This is a genomic window from Nocardia sp. NPDC020380, from assembly GCF_044386975.1.
Lineage (GTDB): Bacteria > Actinomycetota > Actinomycetes > Mycobacteriales > Mycobacteriaceae > Nocardia.
The window spans coordinates 517445-538771 of the sequence record NZ_JBIRVQ010000008.1 but is presented as its reverse complement, the minus strand read 5'-3'; the positions used below and the strand labels follow the sequence as shown (position 1 = coordinate 538771).

General features: G+C 65.1%; 21 protein-coding genes and 1 tRNA gene. 6 read left to right on the top strand and 16 right to left on the bottom strand.

What is annotated here, in order from left to right; genetic code table 11:
- Nucleotides 1-97: 97 nt before the first annotated feature.
- Entirely contained in the window at nucleotides 98-433 is a 336-nt protein-coding gene (locus tag ACH438_RS24915; protein ID WP_397009130.1) for a DUF3759 domain-containing protein, read from the top strand.
- 253 nt (nucleotides 434-686) lie between these two features.
- On the opposite strand, the gene ACH438_RS24910 is transcribed toward ACH438_RS24915, so the two are convergent.
- From ACH438_RS24910 to ACH438_RS24850, 13 genes are all read right to left on the bottom strand, one after another.
- The gene (locus tag ACH438_RS24910) at nucleotides 687-1424 is read right to left on the bottom strand and encodes an SDR family NAD(P)-dependent oxidoreductase (RefSeq protein ID WP_397009128.1); all 738 of its coding nucleotides are present in this window, start codon (nucleotides 1422-1424) and stop codon (nucleotides 687-689) included.
- Between the two features lie 63 nt (nucleotides 1425-1487).
- On the bottom strand, nucleotides 1488-2063 hold the full coding sequence (locus ACH438_RS24905; protein ID WP_397009126.1) for a TIGR03086 family metal-binding protein: 576 nt from the start codon (nucleotides 2061-2063) through the stop codon (nucleotides 1488-1490).
- Nucleotides 2063-3037, bottom strand: a complete 975-nt coding sequence (locus tag ACH438_RS24900) for a sigma-70 family RNA polymerase sigma factor (protein WP_397009125.1) — start codon at nucleotides 3035-3037, stop codon at nucleotides 2063-2065. The genes ACH438_RS24905 and ACH438_RS24900 overlap by 1 nt, the downstream gene beginning before the upstream one ends.
- Nucleotides 3038-3164: 127 nt before the next feature.
- Nucleotides 3165-4130, bottom strand: a complete 966-nt coding sequence (locus ACH438_RS24895) for an acyl-ACP desaturase (RefSeq protein WP_397009123.1) — start codon at nucleotides 4128-4130, stop codon at nucleotides 3165-3167.
- A gap of 154 nt (nucleotides 4131-4284) precedes the next feature.
- Nucleotides 4285-5139 carry an isocitrate lyase/phosphoenolpyruvate mutase family protein gene (locus ACH438_RS24890; protein WP_397009121.1) on the bottom strand — a complete coding sequence of 285 codons (855 nt, stop codon included), beginning with the start codon at nucleotides 5137-5139 and terminating at the stop codon, nucleotides 4285-4287.
- Complete coding sequence (gene aepY / locus ACH438_RS24885) at nucleotides 5136-6257, bottom strand: phosphonopyruvate decarboxylase (protein ID WP_397009119.1); 1122 nt, start codon at nucleotides 6255-6257, stop codon at nucleotides 5136-5138. The genes ACH438_RS24890 and aepY overlap by 4 nt, the downstream gene beginning before the upstream one ends.
- Nucleotides 6258-6274: 17 nt before the next feature.
- Nucleotides 6275-7402: a pyridoxal-phosphate-dependent aminotransferase family protein gene (locus tag ACH438_RS24880; RefSeq protein WP_397009117.1), complete on the bottom strand. Its 1128-nt coding sequence runs from the start codon at nucleotides 7400-7402 to the stop codon at nucleotides 6275-6277.
- A gap of 74 nt (nucleotides 7403-7476) precedes the next feature.
- On the bottom strand, nucleotides 7477-8289 hold the full coding sequence (locus tag ACH438_RS24875; protein ID WP_397009115.1) for a hypothetical protein: 813 nt from the start codon (nucleotides 8287-8289) through the stop codon (nucleotides 7477-7479).
- Nucleotides 8290-8303: 14 nt separating this feature from the next.
- The gene (locus tag ACH438_RS24870; RefSeq protein WP_397009113.1) at nucleotides 8304-9431 is read right to left on the bottom strand and encodes a TauD/TfdA family dioxygenase; all 1128 of its coding nucleotides are present in this window, start codon (nucleotides 9429-9431) and stop codon (nucleotides 8304-8306) included.
- Nucleotides 9432-9437: 6 nt separating this feature from the next.
- On the bottom strand, nucleotides 9438-10232 hold the full coding sequence (locus tag ACH438_RS24865; protein WP_397009111.1) for a methyltransferase domain-containing protein: 795 nt from the start codon (nucleotides 10230-10232) through the stop codon (nucleotides 9438-9440).
- Nucleotides 10233-10950: 718 nt separating this feature from the next.
- Complete coding sequence (locus ACH438_RS24860; protein WP_397009109.1) at nucleotides 10951-11331, bottom strand: hypothetical protein; 381 nt, start codon at nucleotides 11329-11331, stop codon at nucleotides 10951-10953.
- Nucleotides 11328-11750, bottom strand: coding sequence for a hypothetical protein (locus ACH438_RS24855; protein WP_397009107.1), 423 nt, complete (start codon nucleotides 11748-11750; stop codon nucleotides 11328-11330). Before ACH438_RS24855 ends, ACH438_RS24860 begins: the two co-directional genes overlap by 4 nt.
- A complete protein-coding gene (locus ACH438_RS24850; protein WP_397009105.1) occupies nucleotides 11741-14125 on the bottom strand; it encodes a hypothetical protein in 2385 nt (794 codons plus the stop codon). The genes ACH438_RS24855 and ACH438_RS24850 overlap by 10 nt, the downstream gene beginning before the upstream one ends.
- Before the next feature lie 675 nt (nucleotides 14126-14800).
- On the opposite strand from ACH438_RS24850, the gene ACH438_RS24845 reads away from it, so the two are divergent.
- Nucleotides 14801-15811 (top strand): tyrosine-type recombinase/integrase, encoded by a 1011-nt coding sequence (locus tag ACH438_RS24845; protein WP_397009103.1) that lies wholly within the window; start codon nucleotides 14801-14803, stop codon nucleotides 15809-15811.
- 122 nt (nucleotides 15812-15933) lie between these two features.
- On the opposite strand, the gene ACH438_RS24840 is transcribed toward ACH438_RS24845, so the two are convergent.
- A tRNA-Asn gene (locus ACH438_RS24840) sits at nucleotides 15934-16006 on the bottom strand.
- A gap of 188 nt (nucleotides 16007-16194) precedes the next feature.
- On the opposite strand from ACH438_RS24840, the gene ACH438_RS24835 reads away from it, so the two are divergent.
- A complete protein-coding gene (locus ACH438_RS24835; protein ID WP_397009101.1) occupies nucleotides 16195-16440 on the top strand; it encodes a hypothetical protein in 246 nt (81 codons plus the stop codon).
- 117 nt (nucleotides 16441-16557) lie between these two features.
- On the opposite strand, the gene dnaG is transcribed toward ACH438_RS24835, so the two are convergent.
- The gene (dnaG, locus tag ACH438_RS24830) at nucleotides 16558-18486 is read right to left on the bottom strand and encodes a DNA primase (RefSeq protein ID WP_397009099.1); all 1929 of its coding nucleotides are present in this window, start codon (nucleotides 18484-18486) and stop codon (nucleotides 16558-16560) included.
- 98 nt (nucleotides 18487-18584) lie between these two features.
- Here dnaG and ACH438_RS24825 point away from each other — a divergent pair, with 98 nt between their 5' ends.
- Genes ACH438_RS24825 through ACH438_RS24815 form a run of 3 tightly spaced genes read left to right on the top strand, consistent with a single transcriptional unit; the run spans nucleotide 18585 to nucleotide 20427 of the window.
- Nucleotides 18585-19175, top strand: coding sequence for an energy-coupling factor transporter transmembrane component T family protein (locus tag ACH438_RS24825; protein WP_397009097.1), 591 nt, complete (start codon nucleotides 18585-18587; stop codon nucleotides 19173-19175).
- A 26-nt stretch (nucleotides 19176-19201) separates the two neighbouring features.
- Entirely contained in the window at nucleotides 19202-19750 is a 549-nt protein-coding gene (locus tag ACH438_RS24820) for a biotin transporter BioY (RefSeq protein ID WP_397009095.1), read from the top strand.
- On the top strand, nucleotides 19747-20427 hold the full coding sequence (locus ACH438_RS24815) for an energy-coupling factor ABC transporter ATP-binding protein (protein WP_397009093.1): 681 nt from the start codon (nucleotides 19747-19749) through the stop codon (nucleotides 20425-20427). The genes ACH438_RS24820 and ACH438_RS24815 overlap by 4 nt, the downstream gene beginning before the upstream one ends.
- 3 nt (nucleotides 20428-20430) lie before the next feature.
- On the opposite strand, the gene ACH438_RS24810 is transcribed toward ACH438_RS24815, so the two are convergent.
- On the bottom strand, nucleotides 20431-21180 hold the full coding sequence (locus tag ACH438_RS24810) for a hypothetical protein (RefSeq protein ID WP_397009091.1): 750 nt from the start codon (nucleotides 21178-21180) through the stop codon (nucleotides 20431-20433).
- Between the last annotated feature and the right edge of the window lie 147 nt (nucleotides 21181-21327).

The window sequence follows — 21327 nt, the reverse complement described above, 5'->3', positions numbered from 1 at the left end:
TCCGAGCCACACAAGCAGCAGAACCTCATCAGCTACACCCCACTGTCCTGGGCGTCCAGGGCATCAACCCCAGACACCTACAAACTTAGGGAACCCCATGGGTCTGTTCGATTTCTTCGACAACGACAGCGCCAAGCGCGACCAGGTCTACAACATCGACCCGAACAACGACGACCACAAGGCCAAGCTGTCCCACGAATTGATCGGCGGCGCAGCAGGATTCGAGGCCATGAAGGCCTACGAAAAACACTGCGCGGCCAACGGCAAGCCCCCCTCACACGCCCTGGCCAAGGAACTCATCGCCGGCTTCGCAGGCGCCGAATGCGACAAACTCTTCGAAACCAAGGGCCTCAACGCCTGGGACCGCGAAGAAGCCAAACGCCACGCCGTGAACCAGGCCCAGCAAGCCCTCAACCAGTCCGGCCAGTACTGACCCGCACCCCCGTCATACCCCTGTCGATCGACTGACAATCGACGGTTGATCCCCTGCGCCCGAGCATAGGAACCGTTCGAACGCGCAGCACTCGAAGCCCTGCATCTCCAGCAGGTCCAATTCGCCGACTGCCCGGCGCCGACCGAACAGGCCACTCACGAGCGGCATCTCGGCCGTTCGGACAAGGGGCCGAACGCATCTCGGCGTTCGGCCCCTGGCTGGCGACCCAGACCCGTTCAGGGCCGGGGCATCCTCATCGGGCGGCCCCGTCCGGGATCGGCAGGCCGGCGAGCTGGGCGAATTGGCGTTCGAGGGATTTGGCCGGGCCGTTGTGCCAGGCATCGGCGACGGGTTCCGTGGCCGGGTCGGGGAAGATATCTTCCTCGCCCTTCTCGACGCCGTCGAAGATGGCGCGGGCGACGAGTGCCGGCGCGGTCTTCGGGATGTCGAAGCCCCGGTTCATATCGGTGTCGGTGGGGCCGGTGAGGACCGCATGCACCGTTACGCCGTGCTCGGCGGCCCGGAGGCGGAGGGATTGGGTCATGGACAGGGCGGCGGCCTTCGAGATCGAGTAGGCGGGGGTGACCGGTATCGGGGCCAGGGCGGCAATCGACAGGTTATTGACGACGGCGCCACCGGATCGCTCCAGCTGGAGACGGAAGGCGAGGGTCATTTCGTAGGCGCCGAAAAGGTTGACGGCAAGTTGGCGTTCGATCGCGGAGCGGTCGGTCAAGTCGTCGTAGAGTGCGATCCCGGCATTGTTGACCAGGATATCGAGGGACTCGACAGTGCTTGCGACACTGCGGATCTGGTCGATATCGGTGAGGTCGAGCACCAGCGGGGTGACGCGGGTATCGGGGTGGGTCCACGGCGTGCGGCTGCTCGCGTAGACGCGGCTCGCACCCCGGCTCAGGGCCTCCTCGACCAGCGCGCGGCCGATGCCGCGATTACCACCGGTCACCAGTACCGTGCTGCCTGCGATGTGCACCATGATGAGTTCTCCTTCGTTGCTGGTACGTGCTCTGCCAATAGAGATACGCAGGCACCGGAGAACTCATCGCCGCGCCGAGAAGCATTGCCGGACAGCGGGATCACGGCCCAGGAAGGCGACGAGGCGATCGCTCGCGGAAGCCGTATCGGGGACCGGAACCTCGGGGCCGAAGATCGGATCGCGGCCCACGGCCGGGACGGCGAACCGGGCGAAGGACAGCAGTTCGGCGGCGAGAGACGCGGGAATCGGCCGCGGGTCGGCGCAGGCGCTGCCGATATCCCAGGCGTGGACGGTGAGCTCCAGCGCGGCGATATCGGCGAACTCCCTTGCGGGCAAGGGGAGTTCGCCGATGGTGATCGCATTGCATCGGACCCCGAGCCAGGCATCGAGCAGCCGGCACAGTCCCTTGCGGACGCGCTCGACCGGGTGGTCCGGAGGCGGAAGATCCGGGTATACCGCGATTCGGCCCTGCTCGATACCGTCGCACACCGCGTCGACCGAATCGGCGAGATGATGCAGAAGCATCGCCAAATCCCAGTCACCGCAGGGTGTTCCGCGCGTCAGGTGCGCGCCCGACACGGCAGCGAGCTTGCCGAACGCGAACCCGATGGCGAGCTCCATCCGATCGGCACGAACCATCAGGACGCGTCCTCGAGCATCGGCGGCAGGCCGAATGCCGGGAAGACATCGGGGTCGAAGAACGCGACGATATGGGTGATACCCGCCTCGGTGATGCCGAATACCTGCAACGAATACGCGCGATAGCGGCCGTCCGCGTCGCACCGGTATTGACCCAGGGCCGCTTGACCGTTCGCGGACGTGTGCCGCATCCGGAAGTGGCCAGGCCCGCACGGCAGCGTTTTCAAGAAGCGCACGATCTGCTCGCGCCCCGCGAACCATGCCAGTGACGGCGGCATCTCCAGGATGGCGTCGTCGTGCAGGATCGTGTGCAAGGCATCGAAATCGGCGGACTCCAGCGCCGCCACGTACCGATCGAGCAGGGCCCGCCGCTGTGGCTCGGGCGGCTCGTTGATCTGGTCCAGCCCCACCCCCGCGGCGGCCAGCGCCGCCCGGGCGCGCTGCAGCCCGCTGTTCACCGCGGCCACCGTGGTGCCCAGTGCCGCAGCGGTTTCCGTGGCCGGGAACTCCAGCACCTCACGCAGAATGAGGATGGCGCGCTGCCGGGCGGGCAGCAACTGCATGGCCGCGACCAGCGCCAGCCGCACCCCGCCGCGCGTGTCGACGATGGCGGCCGGATCGCCGGACAGCAGGTGATCCGGCATCGGCGCGAGCCACCGCGTCCCCGGCTCCCCCGGGGCGTACTGCGCGGGATCATTGACGGGCTCGGACAATCCGGACGGCAACGGCCGCCGCCCCCGCTGCTCCAATGCCCGCAGGCAAGCATTGGTCGCAATCCGGTACAGCCACAATCGCAGCGATGACCGGCCTTCGAACTGCCCGTACCCGCGCCAAGCCCGCAGGTACGTCTCCTGCACCAGGTCCTCGGCGTCCTCGGGCGATCCCAGCATTCGATAGCAGTGCGCCATCAGCTCGGGCCGGAACTGCTGCGCGAGCGTCATGAACTCCCCCGCATCGGCAACCGGTGTATTCACGTGGCCTCCTCGATTTCTCAGCCCGGAATACAGATCCCCCGAACGCCCGAAACTCATCGCTCGCCACACACGAAATCGCACCGGCCTCCGAAGCGGCCGGTGCGACTGATTCGGACTATCGCGGGGTCTACTGCGCGCCGACGGTGGCGGGTGCGTCGGCGCGGGCGGCTTCGCGGGCCAGCAGGCGGGCCCGCTGCTCCTCGAACCGCACCACATCGCGTTCCAGCTTCTCGAGGTAGGCGCCGAGCTCCTCGCGGCTGCGCTCGCCGCGGGCGGTGAGGTCGGTGCGTTCGAACGCCTTCCACACCCGCAGCACCGGTGTCAGCACCTCGTCGAGATGCTGCCGCAGGTCGTAGATGCCGTGCTTGACCATGAGCACGCCATTGCGCCGCCAGTTCGGCATGCCGGTGCCGGGCATGGCGAAGTTCTTCACGACCTTGGTGATCGCTTCCATGGTCTGATCCGGCGCCCGGTCGAACGCGGCCGCGGCGACATTGCGATAGAAGATCATGTGCATGTTCTCGTCCGTGGCAATCCGGGAGAGCATGCGATCCGCGATCGGATCATCGCAGACCCGTCCGGTGGAACGGTGGCTGACGCGAGTCGCGAGCTCCTGGAACGTGACATAGGCGAGCTGGTCGAGCACCCCGCCGTACCCCTCGGGCGCATGCACGCCCTTGGTCATGTGCACCATCCGGTCGTTCTCCAGGGCAACGGGATCCACGCCCCGCGTAACCACGAGATAGTCGCGCATAGCGATCGCGTGCCGATTCTCCTCGGCCGTCCAGCGCCCCACCCAGGTCACCCAGGCCCCGTCACCGGCGAAGTTCTCCGAAATGGTGCGGTGATAGGAGGGCAGATTGTCCTCGGTGAGCAGATTGGTGATCATGGCGACCTTCGCCACCTCCGACAGCCGCGACTGCTCCGGCTCCCAGTCCACCCCGCCCATGGCCGCGAAATTGCGCCCCTCATCCCAGGGCACATAGTCGTGCGGATCCCAATCCTTCACCGTCGCCAGATGCCGGTCGAGATTCTCCCCCACCACCGGCTCCAACTCCCGCAAAAGCTGCAATTGCGTCAATTCCGTTGCCATGAACGCCTTCCGGTGTCGATGAGAAGAACAGGGCAGAACCGAACGCCAGATACTGCCGAACCACCGTAGTCGCCCGGCCCGAATCCCATTCGAAAGACGCGCCTGCGCAACCGGAATCAGCGGAATGTCGAAATTACGAAAGGCCGCTCCGGATTCAATGCGTGATGGCGGGCTGATCCATCCCGACGAGGCCGAAAAGGTCGCCGACCGAAGCGATCCGCTCCTCCACATCGGTGGTGGAGCCGACCGCCGCAAGGGACTCCAGCACCAGCTCCATGGCCCGGGCCGACGCGCGGACCAGCTGATTGGCGTAGACGGCGGCGCTGATCCCGTAGGACCAGAGCTGTTCGGCGGTCGTGGAGTGGTAGGTGGTCGGGATGCACACCAGCGGTAGCTGGATGCCGTCGGCCCGCACCCGGGCGCAGTACGCGGCCACCTCGCCGGCGTCCTTGCGGCGGCTGTGAATCAGTAGCGCGTCGGCGCCGGCGTCGCGGTAGCGGTGCGCCCGGGCGATGGCATCGTCGAGGCCGGCTCCGGCGATCATGGATTCCTGACGGGCGATCACCATGAAATCGTCGCCGCGCTGGGCCTGTTTGGCGGCCTCGATCCGGCGCACGGCCACCTCGAGATGTTCCAGCTGATTGCCGTCCTGGAAACTGTTGCGCTTGGGAAAGCGCTTGTCCTCGATGCAGACCGCGTCGATCCCGGCTTCCTCGTAGAGCCGGACCATCCGGCGCACCACCTGCTGGTCACCGAAGCCGGAGTCCACATCGGCGACGATCGGCAGCGAACTGGCCTGCCGCATCTGAACTGCGGCGGCATGGAATTCGGTCATGGTGAGCAGGCCTTCGTCGGGCAGGCCGTGGACCGCCGAGATCCCCAGGCCGCTCGCCCATGTTCCGTCGAAACCGAATCTCTCGGCGAGCAGTGCGGACAGGCCGTCATGGGCGCCGATGAGGCGCAGGCGATTACCGGCGCGCAGCCTGTCACGCAGCGTGGTGCGGGTCATGATGAGAGTCCTTTTCGCTGGGCGGCATTCGCGAATCGCGCTGCCAGGACGTGCGGTGCGGCGCTGCTGGTGGCCCGCGGCGGGGCCTGACCGTATCTGCGGGCGGTTCGGACCTCGGCCAGATGCGGCCCGCGCGAATGCAGTGCCTTGCGCAGGAAGAGCTCCAGATCGCTTTCGGTGCGGCAGTTCATCGCGGTGTGATAGCCGACGGCGGTCGCGACCGCGGCGAAGTCGGTGGTGCCGGAGGTGGAGGGCTGGCCGCCGGTCGACTCGTGCATCCCGTTGTCCAGGACCAGATGGATCAGATTGGGCGGGGCCTGATTTCCGATCACCGACAGGGTGCCGAGGTGCATGAGCGCGGAGCCGTCACCGTCGACCACGATGACCGGCCGATCGGGGTCGGCCTGTGCCAGCCCGAGGCCGATCGCCACCGCGTGACCCATCGAGCCCTGCATGTAGAAGTTGCCCGGGCGGTCCGCGACCGCGAACAGTTCCCGCGCGGTGTAACCGGTACTGGCGACGATCAGGCCGTCCTCGCCTGCGGCGTGCGCGACCGTGCGCAATACGTCCGCGGCGATGAGGGACTCACGCTCCGGGGCCGGTGGCGCTTCGCCGGAACCGACCGCACCCTTCTCGACCAGGATGAAAGCGGGTCTGCCGGCCTCGAGTTCGGTCCGCGCGGGATCCAGCAGTGCGCGGAATCCGCACAGGCCGGCATCGGCGCGCAGGGTGCCGTGGTGGACGCCGAGGGTGTCCAGCAGTGCGTGCGTGGACGTTCCCATCACTTCGTGCTGTGGTTCGTCGTGGGCCGGGTCGGGCCAGCCGCGCAGGCTGACGAAGGCGAGCACCGGGATCCGGTAGGTCATCGTCAGCGAGGTCAGCGGGTTGACCAGGTTGCCCAGCCCCGAGTTCTGCAGCATGAGGTACGGCCGGCCGCCGGCCAGGGCGGCGCCCGCCGCAATGGCCAGGGCCGCACCCTCATTGGCCGCCGGAATGTAGCGGCCCGGACGGCCGCCGAGCAGCGCGATCGGACCGCCGAAGTAGGAGCACGGCACACCGCTGGCCACGGTGAAACCACGCTCGTCGAGTTCAGCGCAAAATTCCGCTGCGGAAATCATGTCCGTGTTCTCGTCTTTCAGTCCCGAGCCGCGAGGAGCGCGGCGCCGAGCGCGGACTCCAGGGCCTCGAGACGGTCGAAGGGAATCTCCCCGAAGGTGCAGATTCGAAAATGCCCGGCGGCCAGGCCGCCCTGTCCGGCGTAGATGATGTAGCCGCGCTTCGCCAGCTCGTCATGGAGGCGCGGATAGGTGACGCGGTCCGGAAGTCGCAGCGTGGAGACGGAATTCGCGCGATGCGGCGGATCGACGAGGATCTTCAGGCCGAGACGGTCGAAACCGGCCCGTACCAAGGCGGCCCGATCCCGGTAGAGGGCGACGCGGGCGCTGCGGCCACCGCGCTCGGTGTATTCCGCGAGTGCCTCGTCGAGGGCGTAGCAGATCTGGATCGCCGGGGTGAACGGCACATCGCCCCGGCGCTGGCCCGCCAAATGGGTTGCCGCGTTGTTGTAGAGGCCGCGGGCGGGCGCCTCGGCGATTCGGGTCAGGGCGGCCGGTCCGCAGAGCAGGAAGGATATGCCGGGCAGGCCGTGCAGACCCTTGTTGGCAGTGCCGCAAAGGATGTCGATGCCGGCATCGGCGAGATTCAGCTCCTCGTTTCCGGTGCTGCTGATCGCGTCGATCACGAAGAGTGCCCGATGGCGGGCGACGATCTCGCCGATCTCGCGGATGGGGTTGAGCAAACCGGTGGTGGTCTCGTGGTGGACGCACACCACGGCATCCACCTCCGGGTATGTGGCGAGCGCACTGTCGACCCGGGCGGGATCGATCGGGGTGGTCCAGCGTTCCAGCTGGTCGCCGTCGGGCGCCACCTCGTGGGCCGTAATGCCGTGCGCGCGTGCGATAGCGAGCAGTCGCTCGCCATATACCCCGTTGCTGAGGACCAGGATCTCCTGTCCGGAGCGCACCGAGCCGGTGACGGCCATCTCCATGGCCGCTGTTCCGGAGCCGGTGACGAGCACCGACTCGTATGTCTCGGGAAACTCCAGGGCTCGCGGCAGCGCTGTCCGCAGCCGGTTCAGCAGCTCGGTGAATTCCGGTTCCCTATGACAGAGGTCGCCGCGGAGCAGTGCGTTCTTGACGCGGTCCGACGTTCCCGCCGGACCGGGATTGAGCAGGACCGGGCGATCCTCTCCATCGCTGTACATACCCGGGCACCGAACCTTTCCATTCCGATGAACTCGATAAGTCGTGCGGCCGCACGGGAATCGGCGGATTCCGTTCAGCTCAGTAGGGCCGCACCCGCCAGGATCACCGCGCAGGCGCCGAGCCGGACCGCCGACAGCTGCTCGCCGCGGTACCGCCAGCCGATCAGCGTGGCCGCCACCACGCTGGTCTGCCGCAGCGCCGATATCGGCCCGAGCGGACTGAGCGTGAAGGCCCAGATCACCACCGCATAGGTGACGATCTGGATGACCCCCGCGATCAGCGCCGTGTGCAGCTCCGGCACGTACTCCAGCGGCTGAAGGCCGCGCATGGCCACGAACGCCGCGGGCATCAGCACGCCGAAGATCAGGAAGATCCACGCCGTATAGGCCTGCGGATCGCCCGCCAGCCGCGCGCCGACACCGTCGATCACCGTGTACAGCGCGATGATCCCGCCGGTGATCACGGCCAGTGTCATGGCTTTCCACCCGCCGTTGTTCTTGCCGCCCAGCATCGCCATGGTGCCGAACGACACCAGCACGATTCCGAGCAGCAGGCGCGGACCCAGGTCCTCGCCGACGGCGACCGTCGCGCCCACTGTGACGAAAAGTGGCACGCTGCCCCGGATTACGGGATACACCGACCCCAGATCGGCCACGCGATACACCCGGACCAGAAAAATGATGTACAGCACCTGCACCGCCGCACTGGTCAGCAGGTAGGGCCAGCTGGCCCGGTCCGGCAGCGGCAGCACCACCGCGAACGGCACCGCGATCAGCCCCGTCGCAATGCTCATCAGGGTGGCCATCCGCAGCTGGTCGCCGCCGCCGTGCAGGAGCGCGTTCCAGCCGGCGTGCAGGACGGCGGCGATCAGCACGAGTCCGACCACACCGGCCGACACCGTCAGCTGATCCGCTCGGCGACGAACCGGGCCCGGGCGGCGAGCTCGATTTCACTGAAGTAGCCGCCGCGCAGCGTGCGGGTGATGTTCGAGGCGCCGAACTCCTCGCGCCCGTGGAAGATTCGCCGATTGTCGAACACCACCATGTCGCCCGGATGCCAGGAGTGGAAGTAGGAGACCTCGTCGCCGAGCAGTCCTTTGAACTCCGAGTACGCCCGGTACAGCGGCATCGTCGACTCGAAGGGCACATTGTCGAAATACATCTTCGTCGGATTGTTGATCAAACCGGCCACCTCGCCATTGGAGTCGATGCGGATGATCGTCGTTTCGTTCTGATAGATCTTCCCGGCGGCCGGATACTCGGCGCGATAGGTGACCGGAGTATCGGCAAGCACCCGGAATGCCTCGGGGTCTGCTTCCCGAAGTCGGTTCGCCGCAGCCAATCCATCGGCGAACCGGGTACGGCCACCGACGGCAGCGGTCGCGGCCGCATTGACGTCGAGGCCGTACAGGAATTGATAGTCCGGTGGAGTGGTGTAGTACGGAATGTCGGTGTGCATCGGCAGCGGCCGGGTACTGAAGGAAATACTGTCGGTCTTGTCGTCCGGCTTGGTCTCCAGATCGAAGTATTCGCCGAAGTACGAACGATCCACGAACCCGGCCAGCCGATCGCAGAGCGAATCCGAATCGGCATCCTGCTGCCCGCTGATCACGATTATCCCGTGACTGAACAATCCTCGGAGCGCAGCGACCAATATCGAATCATCCGCCAGGATGTCCCGATACCCGAAGAGGTGTTCGCCGACCGCCGCCGGCGAAGTCCACGGGATCCGGCCGCCTGGCGCGGATGGTCGCGCAATGCGCTGTTCTTCGCGTTCGGCCAGCCAGTGCACCGGATAATCGCTCCGATGCCCATCCGGCCAGACAATCTCCACCTGTTCCCCGGTATGCCGCACGGTACTCGCGGTGATATCGGTAGGAATCGCCGCGGAGTCGAAGTACTTCTGCTTGGCATGACTGTTCCGGCACTCACCGCACAAACAGGAGTCACGCAGCCACACCCAATGGAAGTGCGCGACCCGCCCGGAAGGCAGATCAGCGGTCAGATACTCGGCATGCTGTGTAGTCATCGCCCCTCACTCCGCGGGCACGGTCGCCGCGAAGAGCCCCTGCGTCAGCGACCCCGCCGCAATGAAGTCGATCTTCCGCTGCCACCGTTCCACCACGTGCGCAGCATCTTCCGCCGAGATCGACCCATCCCCCGCCACCTTGCCCCGATACCGCTCCAGATCAGCCCGCAGGAACTCACCCGTCAACTCGGACAGATCAACCCCACTCACATCGGTGAACCCCGCATCCACCAACAGCTGCCGGTATTCCTCGATAGTCGGCAACGAGTACCCCGACACATCGATGTACTCCTCGAACTCCGGCGTCCTCCCCCCCGCACAGAAGTCACTGATATGCAGCCGCCCACCCGGCTTCAGCAGCTCGCGACACCGCCTGAACAGCCCCGCCTTGTCATGCTCATAAAGCAACGAGTCCCGCGAATAGATCACATCGAACGAGTGCCCCGCCAACTCATCGACAAATGCACTACCCAAAATAAACCGAACCCGCCCATTGGATTCACCCCCCTTCCGCCGCTCATTGGCGAGTTCCACCATCACCTCAGCCAAATCCACCCCCACCACTTCGGCCCCCGTAGTGCCGGCAACATGAAACGCCGCACCCCCCAACCCCGCCCCGATATCCAGCACCCGCATATCAGCAGACACAGACATCCCAGAAAGCAATATCTTCTCGAACCCAGCCAATCCCCCCGGACTCTGAAACCCCTCCCCATAAATCTCCTCAGACCGGAGAATATTATGCGGAACGGCATACCGAGCCTGCTCGTAAGCGCGCAATTCAACATCAGGTGAACCCATGTCAACACCCTCTGATTAGCAATAAATAGTTGAGAACAACCCCGCTCGAACGTTGCAGTAACGCTAGCTGAGACGAACTTCTCTGTCCACCCACACTTTCAACACAACACCACCCCGCGCCCGCCGAAACCCACTAACCAAAGAATGGGTCCCCCACCCATTTTGTAGACAAACACGCGACCACAAATGCCCAACCTCCCCCGATTCTTTACACATCGCAGAGCTCCCCCACGCTCTGCAATACCCCCCACCATCCCCGCAACAAAATTATTTATTCCTGCCACAGGACACCACAAACGTAATTTTTCCGCCCACCCCACCAACCACCCCGGCCCAACCCCACCTTCGGCCCAGCCGACGGGAACCCCGCCCCCACGCGAAGACCCGATGCGCCCCTAGAACGAGGAAGGCCCCTGACCAGACATCTGGTCAGGGGCCTTACTGTGCTCCCCCATCTGGACTCGAACCAGAAACCTGCCGAGTGGTTGAACCGGCAACTACTACAGCCAACCCAACACAGTCAAGGTTTACCCGAAAAGCATCGCCCACCTGGCCGAACAGGCCAGGTGGACTCGACTGCCAGCCACCCGAGCACACCCCGCGCAACGCAGACGCAGCACGCATTCCTGGAGGGTTTCTGGATCACACCGACAGATGCCCCCACCCGGCACCACCACAACCAGGGCCACGATGCCCCGACCCCAAGACCGATCCGCGCCTACCGCGGACGCAACTCTTCGATCTTGCTCTCCAGATTGGCCGGCGTTATCTGCCAACGCCGGGAATTTTTGTATTCAAAATCCACGTCTACACTCATATCCGAACGCCTCATCTGAATACAGCACACTTTCCAATCTTTCTTCTTCGGCGCAGACATGGCGGTTCGAAGATCGATCGCACGGGTCAAGACCTCCATATCAAGCGGAACATCGGCATTCCATTTTCCATCGTCCGAATAGATATATCCGAACATCGATTTCTGCCTATCCAGATTTACGACAACCGTAACCGAGTCCCATTTGACATCAGCATCAACAAGGCCTTGCACGATAGACTCAGCCACTGCAACCAACGCAGCGGATCCCTCATTGACGGTCATTCTGATCGATCGATTACAAATCCGACGCCAGCTTTCTCCAGGGCGATAGCCAGCGAATGCACCTCAACAAGCGATCCTTCGTAGCCATCGGTTCTGATTTTCCGCACGGCAGTAGCGATCTCACTGAGAGGCAGCGACAGCGTATCCCGCAACACTTTAGCCACGGCGGCATTATTTCCGCCAGACTCAGCAAGCTTCAGCTTTGTCAGTCCATTCTGGGCGATTATTGCTTTTCGCACAAAGCCGGGCGACGTGCCAAAACCGCCGGTATGCCAATTATTTCCACACGATGAACAACCGCACTCCATGTCCCATCGTGGTCCGATATTCACCACTGCCTCAGTAACCGAGCATTGCATTTCAGAACCACACACTTCACACGTCTCCGCAAGCGGTGCTGTCTCGAAAATCACAGCCATCCCCTCATTCTCATATAACGCTCAACGATACCGTAGAATTTTTCCGTGCGCTCCGGGTTTGACCCGTCACGCGGATGGTGCCCATCGAGGATTCCTCGCTGCCACCATCTGTGGTGAAGCTCTTCGTGAACCAGAGTATTTCTCAACTGCTCCCGAGAAACGAATGCGCTTGGACCGATCTGTATGCCGGAGCCTATCTTCGATACTCCGTGACCGACAAACGGGCTGTACTGCGGCCTGAAGCTGAAGGCGAGATTTCCGAAGTCTTCGCTCAAGATCGCCTCCAGAGCCCTGTTTCTGCTTGTGGCAGTCTTGCCCGTGACATGACTGAGGTCTGCCGTCCAGCGGGCGGCGCTTTCTCCTCCATGAGATTTGAACTCGATTTCAGTTGCATTCGGGACCGGATTGGGCCGTGTCTCGAGTTTCGACGCAGCCGTCGGTATACGACCGTCATGCGCAGCACCACTGAGCCCTCCCTCAATGTCGGTCGCCCCCTTCGATAGGCCGTTCTGCAGCGGCTTCTCAGCGGTCTGGTTCAGGGCGCGATTCTCAACGGCTACCGTGGCATCGGTCTCCAGCAGTCCACCGGCCCGTTGGGTTGCCGTGGTCGCATTCTCAGCTGTCGGAAGTTCCCCGCGAGCGATGCGTCTGGTTGTCCCTGTCACACCAGTCAAGGTGGTTGCGCCGCGTGCGGCGAGTTGGCTGGTGGCGAGTTCGATGCCGAGGTCGGAGACGCCGCGGGCGGCGAGTTGGCTGGCGATGATGCGGGTGCCGATCATGCGCCCGGCAGTCCAGCCGAGTTCGGGCAGGCCGCTGACGGTGAGGATGGCGTCCCAGTAGAGGCGGGATTCGTCTTTGACATTGCCGGCGTCGGCGTGGTTGGACCATTTCGGCAAGGTGATGCCGTCGAAGGTTTCGAAAGTGGTGACATCGACGCCGGTGTAGTCGCCGCTCTGCAGCGAAGTCAGGTAGCCGTTGGCATCGAATGTGGCGGTGGCGGTGCGTTCTTCGTTCTTTTTGTTGCGGTAGGTCCATTCCTGGCTACTGATTCCGTCGGGACCGGTAATGATCGGTCCGCGGGCGGTGACGGGGTCGGAGCGCCAGGTGCCGGTGAGCGGGTCGAACTGGTTGCCGTAGTTCGGGCCGCCGATGATGTCGTTGTAGCGGTCGATCGGGACGGTGGTGCCGTCGGGTTGATAGACCACACGGGACTTATCGGGGCCGGTGATGATGCTGTAGGGGGCACCGTTGGTCTGCCCGGGCACCGTCACGACCTGGACTTGTTCACCGTCGGGACCGGTGATATCGGTGACGGGGGCGTTGAGTATCCCGGGGCGGAAGTCGGCTTGGCTGGTGGTGCCGTCGAGGTTGTAATCGGTGACATGCCCGCCGAGACCGTCCGGGTCGAGTTGCACGAGTTCGGCGGGGGTCGTCGAGCCTGGGGCAGGTTCCTTGATGACGGTGCCGTCGGGGTAGCGGACCGAGTGGGAGCCGTCGGGATTGGCGGTCCAGGTGGTGATGTGCCCGTGGCCGTCGTCGACGGAGCGGACCTGGGAGACCGCGCCGCCGATGTCGGTGATGGTGGTGTCGCGGCTGAGTCCACCAGTGCCCAGCACGATCTCGGATTCGGCAGTCGAGATCAGCAGACCGTTGCGGTCATAGACGTTGGTGGTGTTATGGCCGGTGATCGGATCGGTGGTACCGATGATCGTGGTGTCATCGGCCCCGGTCGTGACGCTCGTGCCACTGGGCAGCGCGATGTTCTTCCCCGGGACGGGTTTGCCCGAGGCCACGATCGCGAGCACGTCCTCGATACCGCCCGCGGGTGGCAGCGTCACGGGAATCTCGGCCGAGGGTGGGACGAGGCCGAGTTGAGCCAGGATCGGATTGTCTGTGCCAGAAGGCGTTTGACCGGCGGCGGGCGCGGCAGGGGCTTGCGAGACAGGTGGCGATGCTGGCGACGCCGCAGGTGCAGGGGCCGGCTCGGGTGCCGGAGCAGGCTTGGGCTTGGTCTTCTGGTCGATCTTCTCCGGCAGATCCGGGTCGGGCATCCTCGGGCTGATCGGCCTCGGACCGGCGATATCCTGCAATACCAGCGCACCAGGAGCAGTCATCAAGGGCGAGCCTTTGACTTCGGCGGACTCCGTGGTCGCGAAGAAATTCGAAGGACGGTAACGGGTTTCGGTGGTGACCGGTGCGGTCATCTCCTGCGCGGACCGGATCCTTCCGAACTTGGCGGCCGCTTGTGCGGCGTTCTGGATGTTGTAGTTGAAGACCCTGCCCTTGCCTGGACGGTCGGCACCGGGCGGTGCTGCGTCGGGGACCGCGACCGGTCCTGGAGTCCACTGGCCGGGTGGTCTGAATGTTTCGGGCACAACTCTCACCTCACGCATGAAAAAGCCGCCACGCGCGAAGCAGTGACGGCAACAACAGATTTCGAATGCAGCGCTCAGCGATGACCGGACCGAAGTCTCGGACAGCCGGTTGTCCGGACCGGCAGTCCCGAGCCCGCCGGCTATAGTTCCGAACCGCGACAGCAAAAGCCCGACCCCGCAACGGGGTCGGGCTCAGCTTTTGGTCGACGTAAGACAGTCAGATCTCACGGAACGTGCATTTCACGCAGTTCGAAGGCCGTCCATCCAGCCGACAAGCGCATGCGGGGACCCGCCCGAGATTCGCGAACGATGAACGCAGACAGCACCTTCAGAGAACCTGAACCCGCACCTGGGTACAGCTATGGCGCTGTTTCTACTTTCACTTAACACCGACCGCCATGTCAATCCCCCTCACAGCGAAGGACGCCTCGACGATTCGATCGAAGGAAGAAGGCGCGTAACCCATGGCAAAGCCAGCACTGCCACCCGGCTCCGCCGGACAACCGCAAGTCCACCGACTCCCCAACGGCTGCTTCGAAGCCCGCCTATGGCGCCGCAACCAGCTCGGCAACTACCACAAACCCAAACGCACCGGCGCCACCGCACGCGAAGCCATCAGAAACGTTTCGTCGAGCAGCAGCGACGTGGCTGGGCGCCAACCCAGGAAGCTGCACAGTGAAACCGACAACCCGCATCGCCACACTGGCGGACATCTGGCTCGCCGAGGTAAGGCTCCGCGGTCACCTCGCCCCGAGCACGCTGGCCGCCTATGAATACCAACTCGACCGATCCGGCAATCGACGAACCCGCCCCGGCACCATCAAAATCAAACCCACCATCGGAAATCTGACTGTGCGCGAAGCGAACACAGCGCGGATGAACGACTACATGGTCATGCTCATGGAACGCGGGCACACCGCCAAGGCCGCCCAACACTGGTCCATCCTGGCCGCGATGTTCGACACCGCCCGCCGCCACGGCGCCCTGGACCACAACCCCATGAACGGCACACTCAAACCCGTGCGCTCACACGACGACCCACACGTGCTGCCGCACAGCGTCTTCGACGCCTTCCAAGAGCAGGTCGCAGCCTGGTGCCGCGGCGCGGACATTCCCGGCACCCTCGGCCCACGCAACGGACACACCCGCGATGACAGGATCTACTGGATCATCCAATTGCTGCGGGACACCGGTGTCCGTCCAGGCGAGTTGCTCGGATTCCGTATACAGGACCTCGAACTCGACGCAGCCGTGCCCGGGATCTGGGTACGCGGCAAAATCGAAGACCTGGGCGCCGACGTGGGCTGGCGCTGGCGACCGGGCACCAAGACCGGATCCAAAGGCATTCGCCGCCTGGCCCTGACGCCGCGCGGCATCGATGCGGTACGACACCTACTCGCCTACGGAATTTCCTCCGACGACAACCTGCTCATCCCCTCTCCACGAGGGAAGGGATGGAGCCTGCACAATTTCGAGCACCTGTGGCGTGCAGTACGCGGCAGCACCTTTACCGAAATCACCCCCACACAGATCCGTCATCGCGTCGGTACCGACGTCCGCGATATCTACGGGATAGAGGCCGCCTCAGCACAGCTGGGCAATTCACCCTTGGTCGCCGCCCGCTACTACGCGGCCCGCAATCTGGAGGTCGACAACAGAGCAGCCCTCGAACAGACCACGGCATAGACACGCCGACCACCACCAGCGAATACCCACCGACTGTGGACCCAGCATGGACCTTTTCGACCCGAACACGAATTCAGCCCCTGACCGGCGTTAGTATCACGCTGGTCAGGGGCTGTTTTCTGCTCCCCCATCTGGACTCGAACCAGAAACCTGCCGATTAACAGTCGGCTGCTCTGCCAATTGAGCTATAGGGGATTGTTTCCCTGGCTGGCGCCTCTCGGACCGGCCGGGGAAAACTTTAGCGCATTGATTGTTCACTTCCCAAATCGTGGGTCTACCTGCGGGGATGGGGTGGGGAGGGGGAGGGGGTGCCGGATCGACAGGGGGTGGTGGGGTCGGGCAGGATGTGGGGGCGGACAGGACTACGGGAGGAGCTTCTCGGAATGTTGCGGTTGATCATCGGCGTCGCGGCCGGGTACGTGCTGGGCGCGAAGGCCGGGCGGGTTCGGTATGAGCAGATCAGTAAGACCACCCGCGCGATCACTGAGAGTCCTGTCACACGGAAGATGGTTTCGGTGGGGCGGCAGAAGCTCGCTGACAAGTTGAGCACGCAGCCCAAGCTCGAACCCATGGTGCCGCTGGATGAGCGGACCACCATCTTGGTGCCGCAGGATCAGTTGCGGAGGTGAGGGTGGGGCTTCGCCCCTACTCGCAGGACAACGCACCCTGATCTGGGACAGTGCAAACGGCCCCGCTCGCTCGCACGACACCTCTGTCGGGAGAGTGGGGCTTTGCTGCGCCCTGAGCTAGCGGCGGAAGTCCTCCGCGTTGCCCATGGCTTGGGCTACAAGGCTTTTGCGGTACTGCTCGAGGGCCACGAGGTCGCCGAACAGTTCCATGTAGGCGGCGGTCTGCTCGGTGGAGGAGATGCGCTGGAGTTTGGACTTCAGTTCGGCGATCTGACGGCCGACGGAGGCTTCTTGGATGCGGGCGAGGACGCCGGTGACGAAGCGGGGGATGTCGTCGGCGGATTTCACCGGTAGGGCTTCGGCGGCCAGTTCGGAGACCAGGGCGCGCATCATGAGGTCGTCGGCGTTGTCGGCGACGGTAGTGACCCATTCGGCGCCGCTGAGGCCGGAATTGGCGCCGCCTGCCTTGACGATCACGGTGTGCAGCGCGATGTAGACGGGGTGCGTGAACGCTTCGGTGCCCAGGGAGTCGAAGACCGGGCCGGCGAGGGCCGGGTACTGCAGGGCGGCGGCCAGCACCTGGCGCTGGGGCAGCAGGACCGGGTCGCGGGGGTTGGGGCGGGCCGCGCCACTGTCGGAGATCGGCTGGGGTGTTTCGGTTTTCGGGGCGGGGCGGCCGTTGGTGGCGCCGCCGCGCTGTTTGCGGGCCTCGTCGCCGACGCGGCGGACGACCAGCTGGATATCGTCCCAGCCGACCCAGCCGGCCAGTTTGGTGGCGTAGGCCTTGCGCAGGGCGTTGTCCTTGATCTGCGCGACCACGGGGACCGCTTCGCGCAGCACGGCGACCTGCTGTTCGGGGCTCATGTCGTTGGTGACGGGATTCGAGTACTTCTTGACGATGCCGCGAATCACGAACTCGTACAGGGCGACCCGGCGCGCGACCAGGTCGCGGACGGCGCCGTCGCCATTGCGCTGGCGCAGTTCGCACGGGTCCAGGCCGTCGGGGGCGACGGCGATGTAGGTCTGACCGGCGAGCTTCTGGTCGCCGCTGAAGGCCTTCACGGCGGCGGCCTGGCCGGCGGCGTCGCCGTCGAAGGTGTAGATGATCTCGCCGCGCCAGAAGTTGTCGTCCATGAGCAGGCGCCGCAGGATCGACAGGTGCTCGTCGCCGAAGGCGGTGCCGCACGCCGCCACCGCTGTTTTCACGCCGGACAGGTGCATGGCCATCACGTCGGTGTAGCCCTCGACGACGACCGCCTGATGCCCCTTGGCGATCTCACGCTTGGCGAGGTCGAGACCGAAGAGCACCTGAGACTTCTTGTACAGCAAGGTTTCCGAAGTATTGATGTACTTGGCGGTCAGGGTGTCGTCGTCGTACAGGCGGCGCGCGCCGAATCCGATGACCTCGCCGCCGAGATTGCGGATGGGCCACAGCAGGCGGCGGTGGAAGCGGTCCATGGGCCCGCGCTGCCCCTGCCGGGACAGGCCCGCGGCCTCCAGCTCCTTGAACTCGAATCCCTTGCGCAGCAGGTGCTTCGTGAGGGCATCCCAGCCGGAGGGCGCGTAGCCGCAGCCGAACTGCCGGGCGGCGTTGGCGTCGAAATTGCGCTCCGTCAGGTACTTCCGGGCGGCTTCGGCGTCGGGTTCGCCGAGCTGGGACATGTAGAACTCGTGTGCGGCGGCGTTGGCGGCGACCAGCCGGGCACGGGTGCCGCGGTCGCGCTGGACGGAGGTGCCGCCGCCCTCATAGTTGATCTTGTAGCCGATGCGATCGGCCATCTGCTCGACGGCCTCGACGAACCCGATGTGCTCCAGCTTCTGCAGGAACGCGAAGACATCGCCGCCCTCGCCACACCCGAAGCAGTGGAACACCCCGTGCTGCGGTCGCACATGGAAGGAGGGCGTCTTCTCGTCGTGGAACGGGCACAGGCCCTTCATCGACAGTGCGCCCGCCGATTTCAACGCGACGTACTCACCAACGACATCCTCGATCCGAACACGTTCACGAATCGCCGCGATATCGCGGTCAGGAAGTCGGCCGGCCACGGCAGCGAGTCTAGCCCCGCCCCACCGACACACTCGACCGGGACGCTCGACTGGACACCGGACCGAGTGACCGGTGCGGCGCATGCCAGGATCTATCGGTGCTCAGCCTGTACCACGACGCCCGGACGCCGGTGCATTCCGTGCCCGCCGGGGCGAAGCTGCTGGTGCTGGCGGTGACGGGCACCGCGCTGTTCTTCGTACCGTCGATCTTGTGGCTGGGCGTGGCATTGGCCGTGGTGATCGGCCTGTATGCGGTGGCGCGGATTCCGTGGCGGACTACCGGGCGGCAATTGCTCGGGCTCGCACCCTTCCTCGTTCTGATCATGTTCGCGCAGGTGCTGTTCACGAGCCGGCAGAGCGCGATCGTGGTCGGCGAGCGATTGCTGACACTCGTACTGCTGGCGAATCTGGTGACGCTCACCACTCGCACCACCGCCATGATCGACACAGTCGAAAGAGCGCTCGGCCCACTGCGCCCCCTCGGCGTGCGGCCGGAACGTGTCGGGCTGCTGGTGGCCATGACCATTCGATTCATCCCCGTCATCCGCGAACAGGCCGAACTGGTCCGGGCCGCGCAGAAGGCACGCGGCATCGAGCGCAGCACGGTCTTCCTCGTCCCACTCCTGATCCGCACCCTGCGCATGGCCGACGGTGTCGGTGAGGCCCTCGACGCCCGCGGTCTGGACTGATGTCCGAATCTCATAGGATGCCCGGAATGCGAAGTAGGGATCTGGCGCAGACAGCGCTGTTCGCGGCGATCATGGTGGTACTCGGGTTCTTCCCGTTGATACAGCTGCCGGGAGCGTTCGCGCCGTTCACCTCCCAGACCCTGGGCGTGATCCTGGCCGGCGCGATCCTCGGCGCGCGCCGCGGTGCGCTGGCCATCCTGCTGTTCGACGTGCTGGTGCTGGTCGGGCTGCCGGTGCTGCCGGGCGGGCGCGGCGGACTGTCCGTGATCATGGGCCCGACGGGCGGATTCGTCCTGGCCTACCCGCTGGGTGCGCTGGTGATCGGCTTCCTCACCGAAAAGCTGTGGCAGCGATACAACCTGGCGATCGCGCTGGTGATCAACTTCCTGGGCGGGGCGATCGTGTTGTACGCCATCGGGATTCCGTGGATGGCGGTCGCCGCGCACATTTCGCTGGCCAAGGCGTTCACGACCTCGCTCGTCTTCATACCCGGGGACGTCGTGAAAACCGTCATCGGCTCGCTGGCCGCGGTGGCCGTGCGCCGCGCCTATCCGCTGATTCCGAGCCGGGCATGATCGAGCTCGAGGGCGTCACCCACCGCTTCGGTGAGCGGGAGGTGCTGCGGCAGCTGGATCTCACGCTCGACGAGCGGCGCATCGCCGTGATCGGCTCGAACGGCTCGGGCAAGTCCACCTTCGCGCGACTGCTCAACGGGCTGCAGGTGCCCAGCGAGGGCCGCGTACGGGTGGATGGGCTGGATACGCGCAAGCAGGGCAAGGCGGTTCGCCGGCTGGTCGGATTCGTGTTCCAGGATCCGGATGTGCAGATCGTCATGCCGACGGTGGCGGAGGATCTGGCGTTCGGGCTCAAACATCACGGGTTCTCGAAAGCCGAGGCCGCCGAACGAGTTACCGAGGTGCTCGCCGAGTACGGGCTGAGCGAGTTCCGGGATCATCCCGCGCACCTGCTCAGCGGCGGGCAGAAACAGATGCTGGCGATCGCGGCCGTCTTGTCGGTGCGGCCGCAGTACGTGGTGTTCGACGAACCGACCACCCTGCTCGATCTGCGCAACAAACGCCGGATCGCCAAGCTGCTGCACGAGATTCCGCAACAGGTCGTCGTGATCTCCCACGACCTGGACCTGCTCGGCGAATTCGACCGCGTACTCGTCTTCGACGAAGGCCGCCTGGTCGCCGACGGCGCACCCGCCGACAGCATCGCCCACTACCTGGCACTGCACGCCGCACCCTGAGCGCTACTCCGTGCGGCCGAACCGCTTGCGCCGCACATGATCCGTGAGCCGCTGCCCCGGCTTGCCGTGAAATGCCATGGCGGCCGTGATCCGCGGCGACCTCCCCCGCACCGGTGTGACGCGGTGCCGGGACAGCCGCCCGGCATGCAGCAGGAAGGTGCCGGGCGCGGTCGGCAGCAATCCGATCCGCTGCCGCTGCGCCCCACTGCGCTGCAGCACGGCCCGTGGGAGCGAATGATATTCGAGCACCCCGCCCTGTTCCGGGGCGGCGATGTGCACGTCGAGCATGTAATCCGGCAGATCGAAATGCCAGTCCTGCCCTTCCCCGTGCTCCTGGATGTGCACCGTCAAGGCCCCGAGTGCATCAACCGACCGGTACGCCGGTTCCCCCACCACCCGGGAAACGAAGTCCAGCAACGGTTCCCACAAATACAACCGCTTCAACGGCGAGGACGCCGGAATCCGGTCCCCCGCCAGCAGGCATTCCGTCACCGGCGGCTGCTCCCCCGCCCGCCCCCGCTGCTCGGCGAGATCGATATCCGGCAACCGCACCCCGTCGATCGCCCCATTGGCGAGACAGTTCGCCGCGATCTCCGCGAGCGCCTCCTCCCGCAGGAACTCCCGCAGCACCAGCACCCCGCTCGTCGCGAATTCCCGCCGCGATTCGTCGACCAACTCCTCCAGCACTCGCAGGTCCCGCCGATCGAGCGGATACCGCTCCAGATCCGCGATCTCGTCCATATCGGCCGGCACAGGCACCTCCCACCGGATTCCGCCGCAGCGCGACCGGCCCCACGGCTAGATGACCCCACCCACCCTGACACACCCACCCCACACACCACTGCCGTTCGCCCGATCACCCGATCGCCGAGTGGCACATGAGGTACGCGACACGCCACG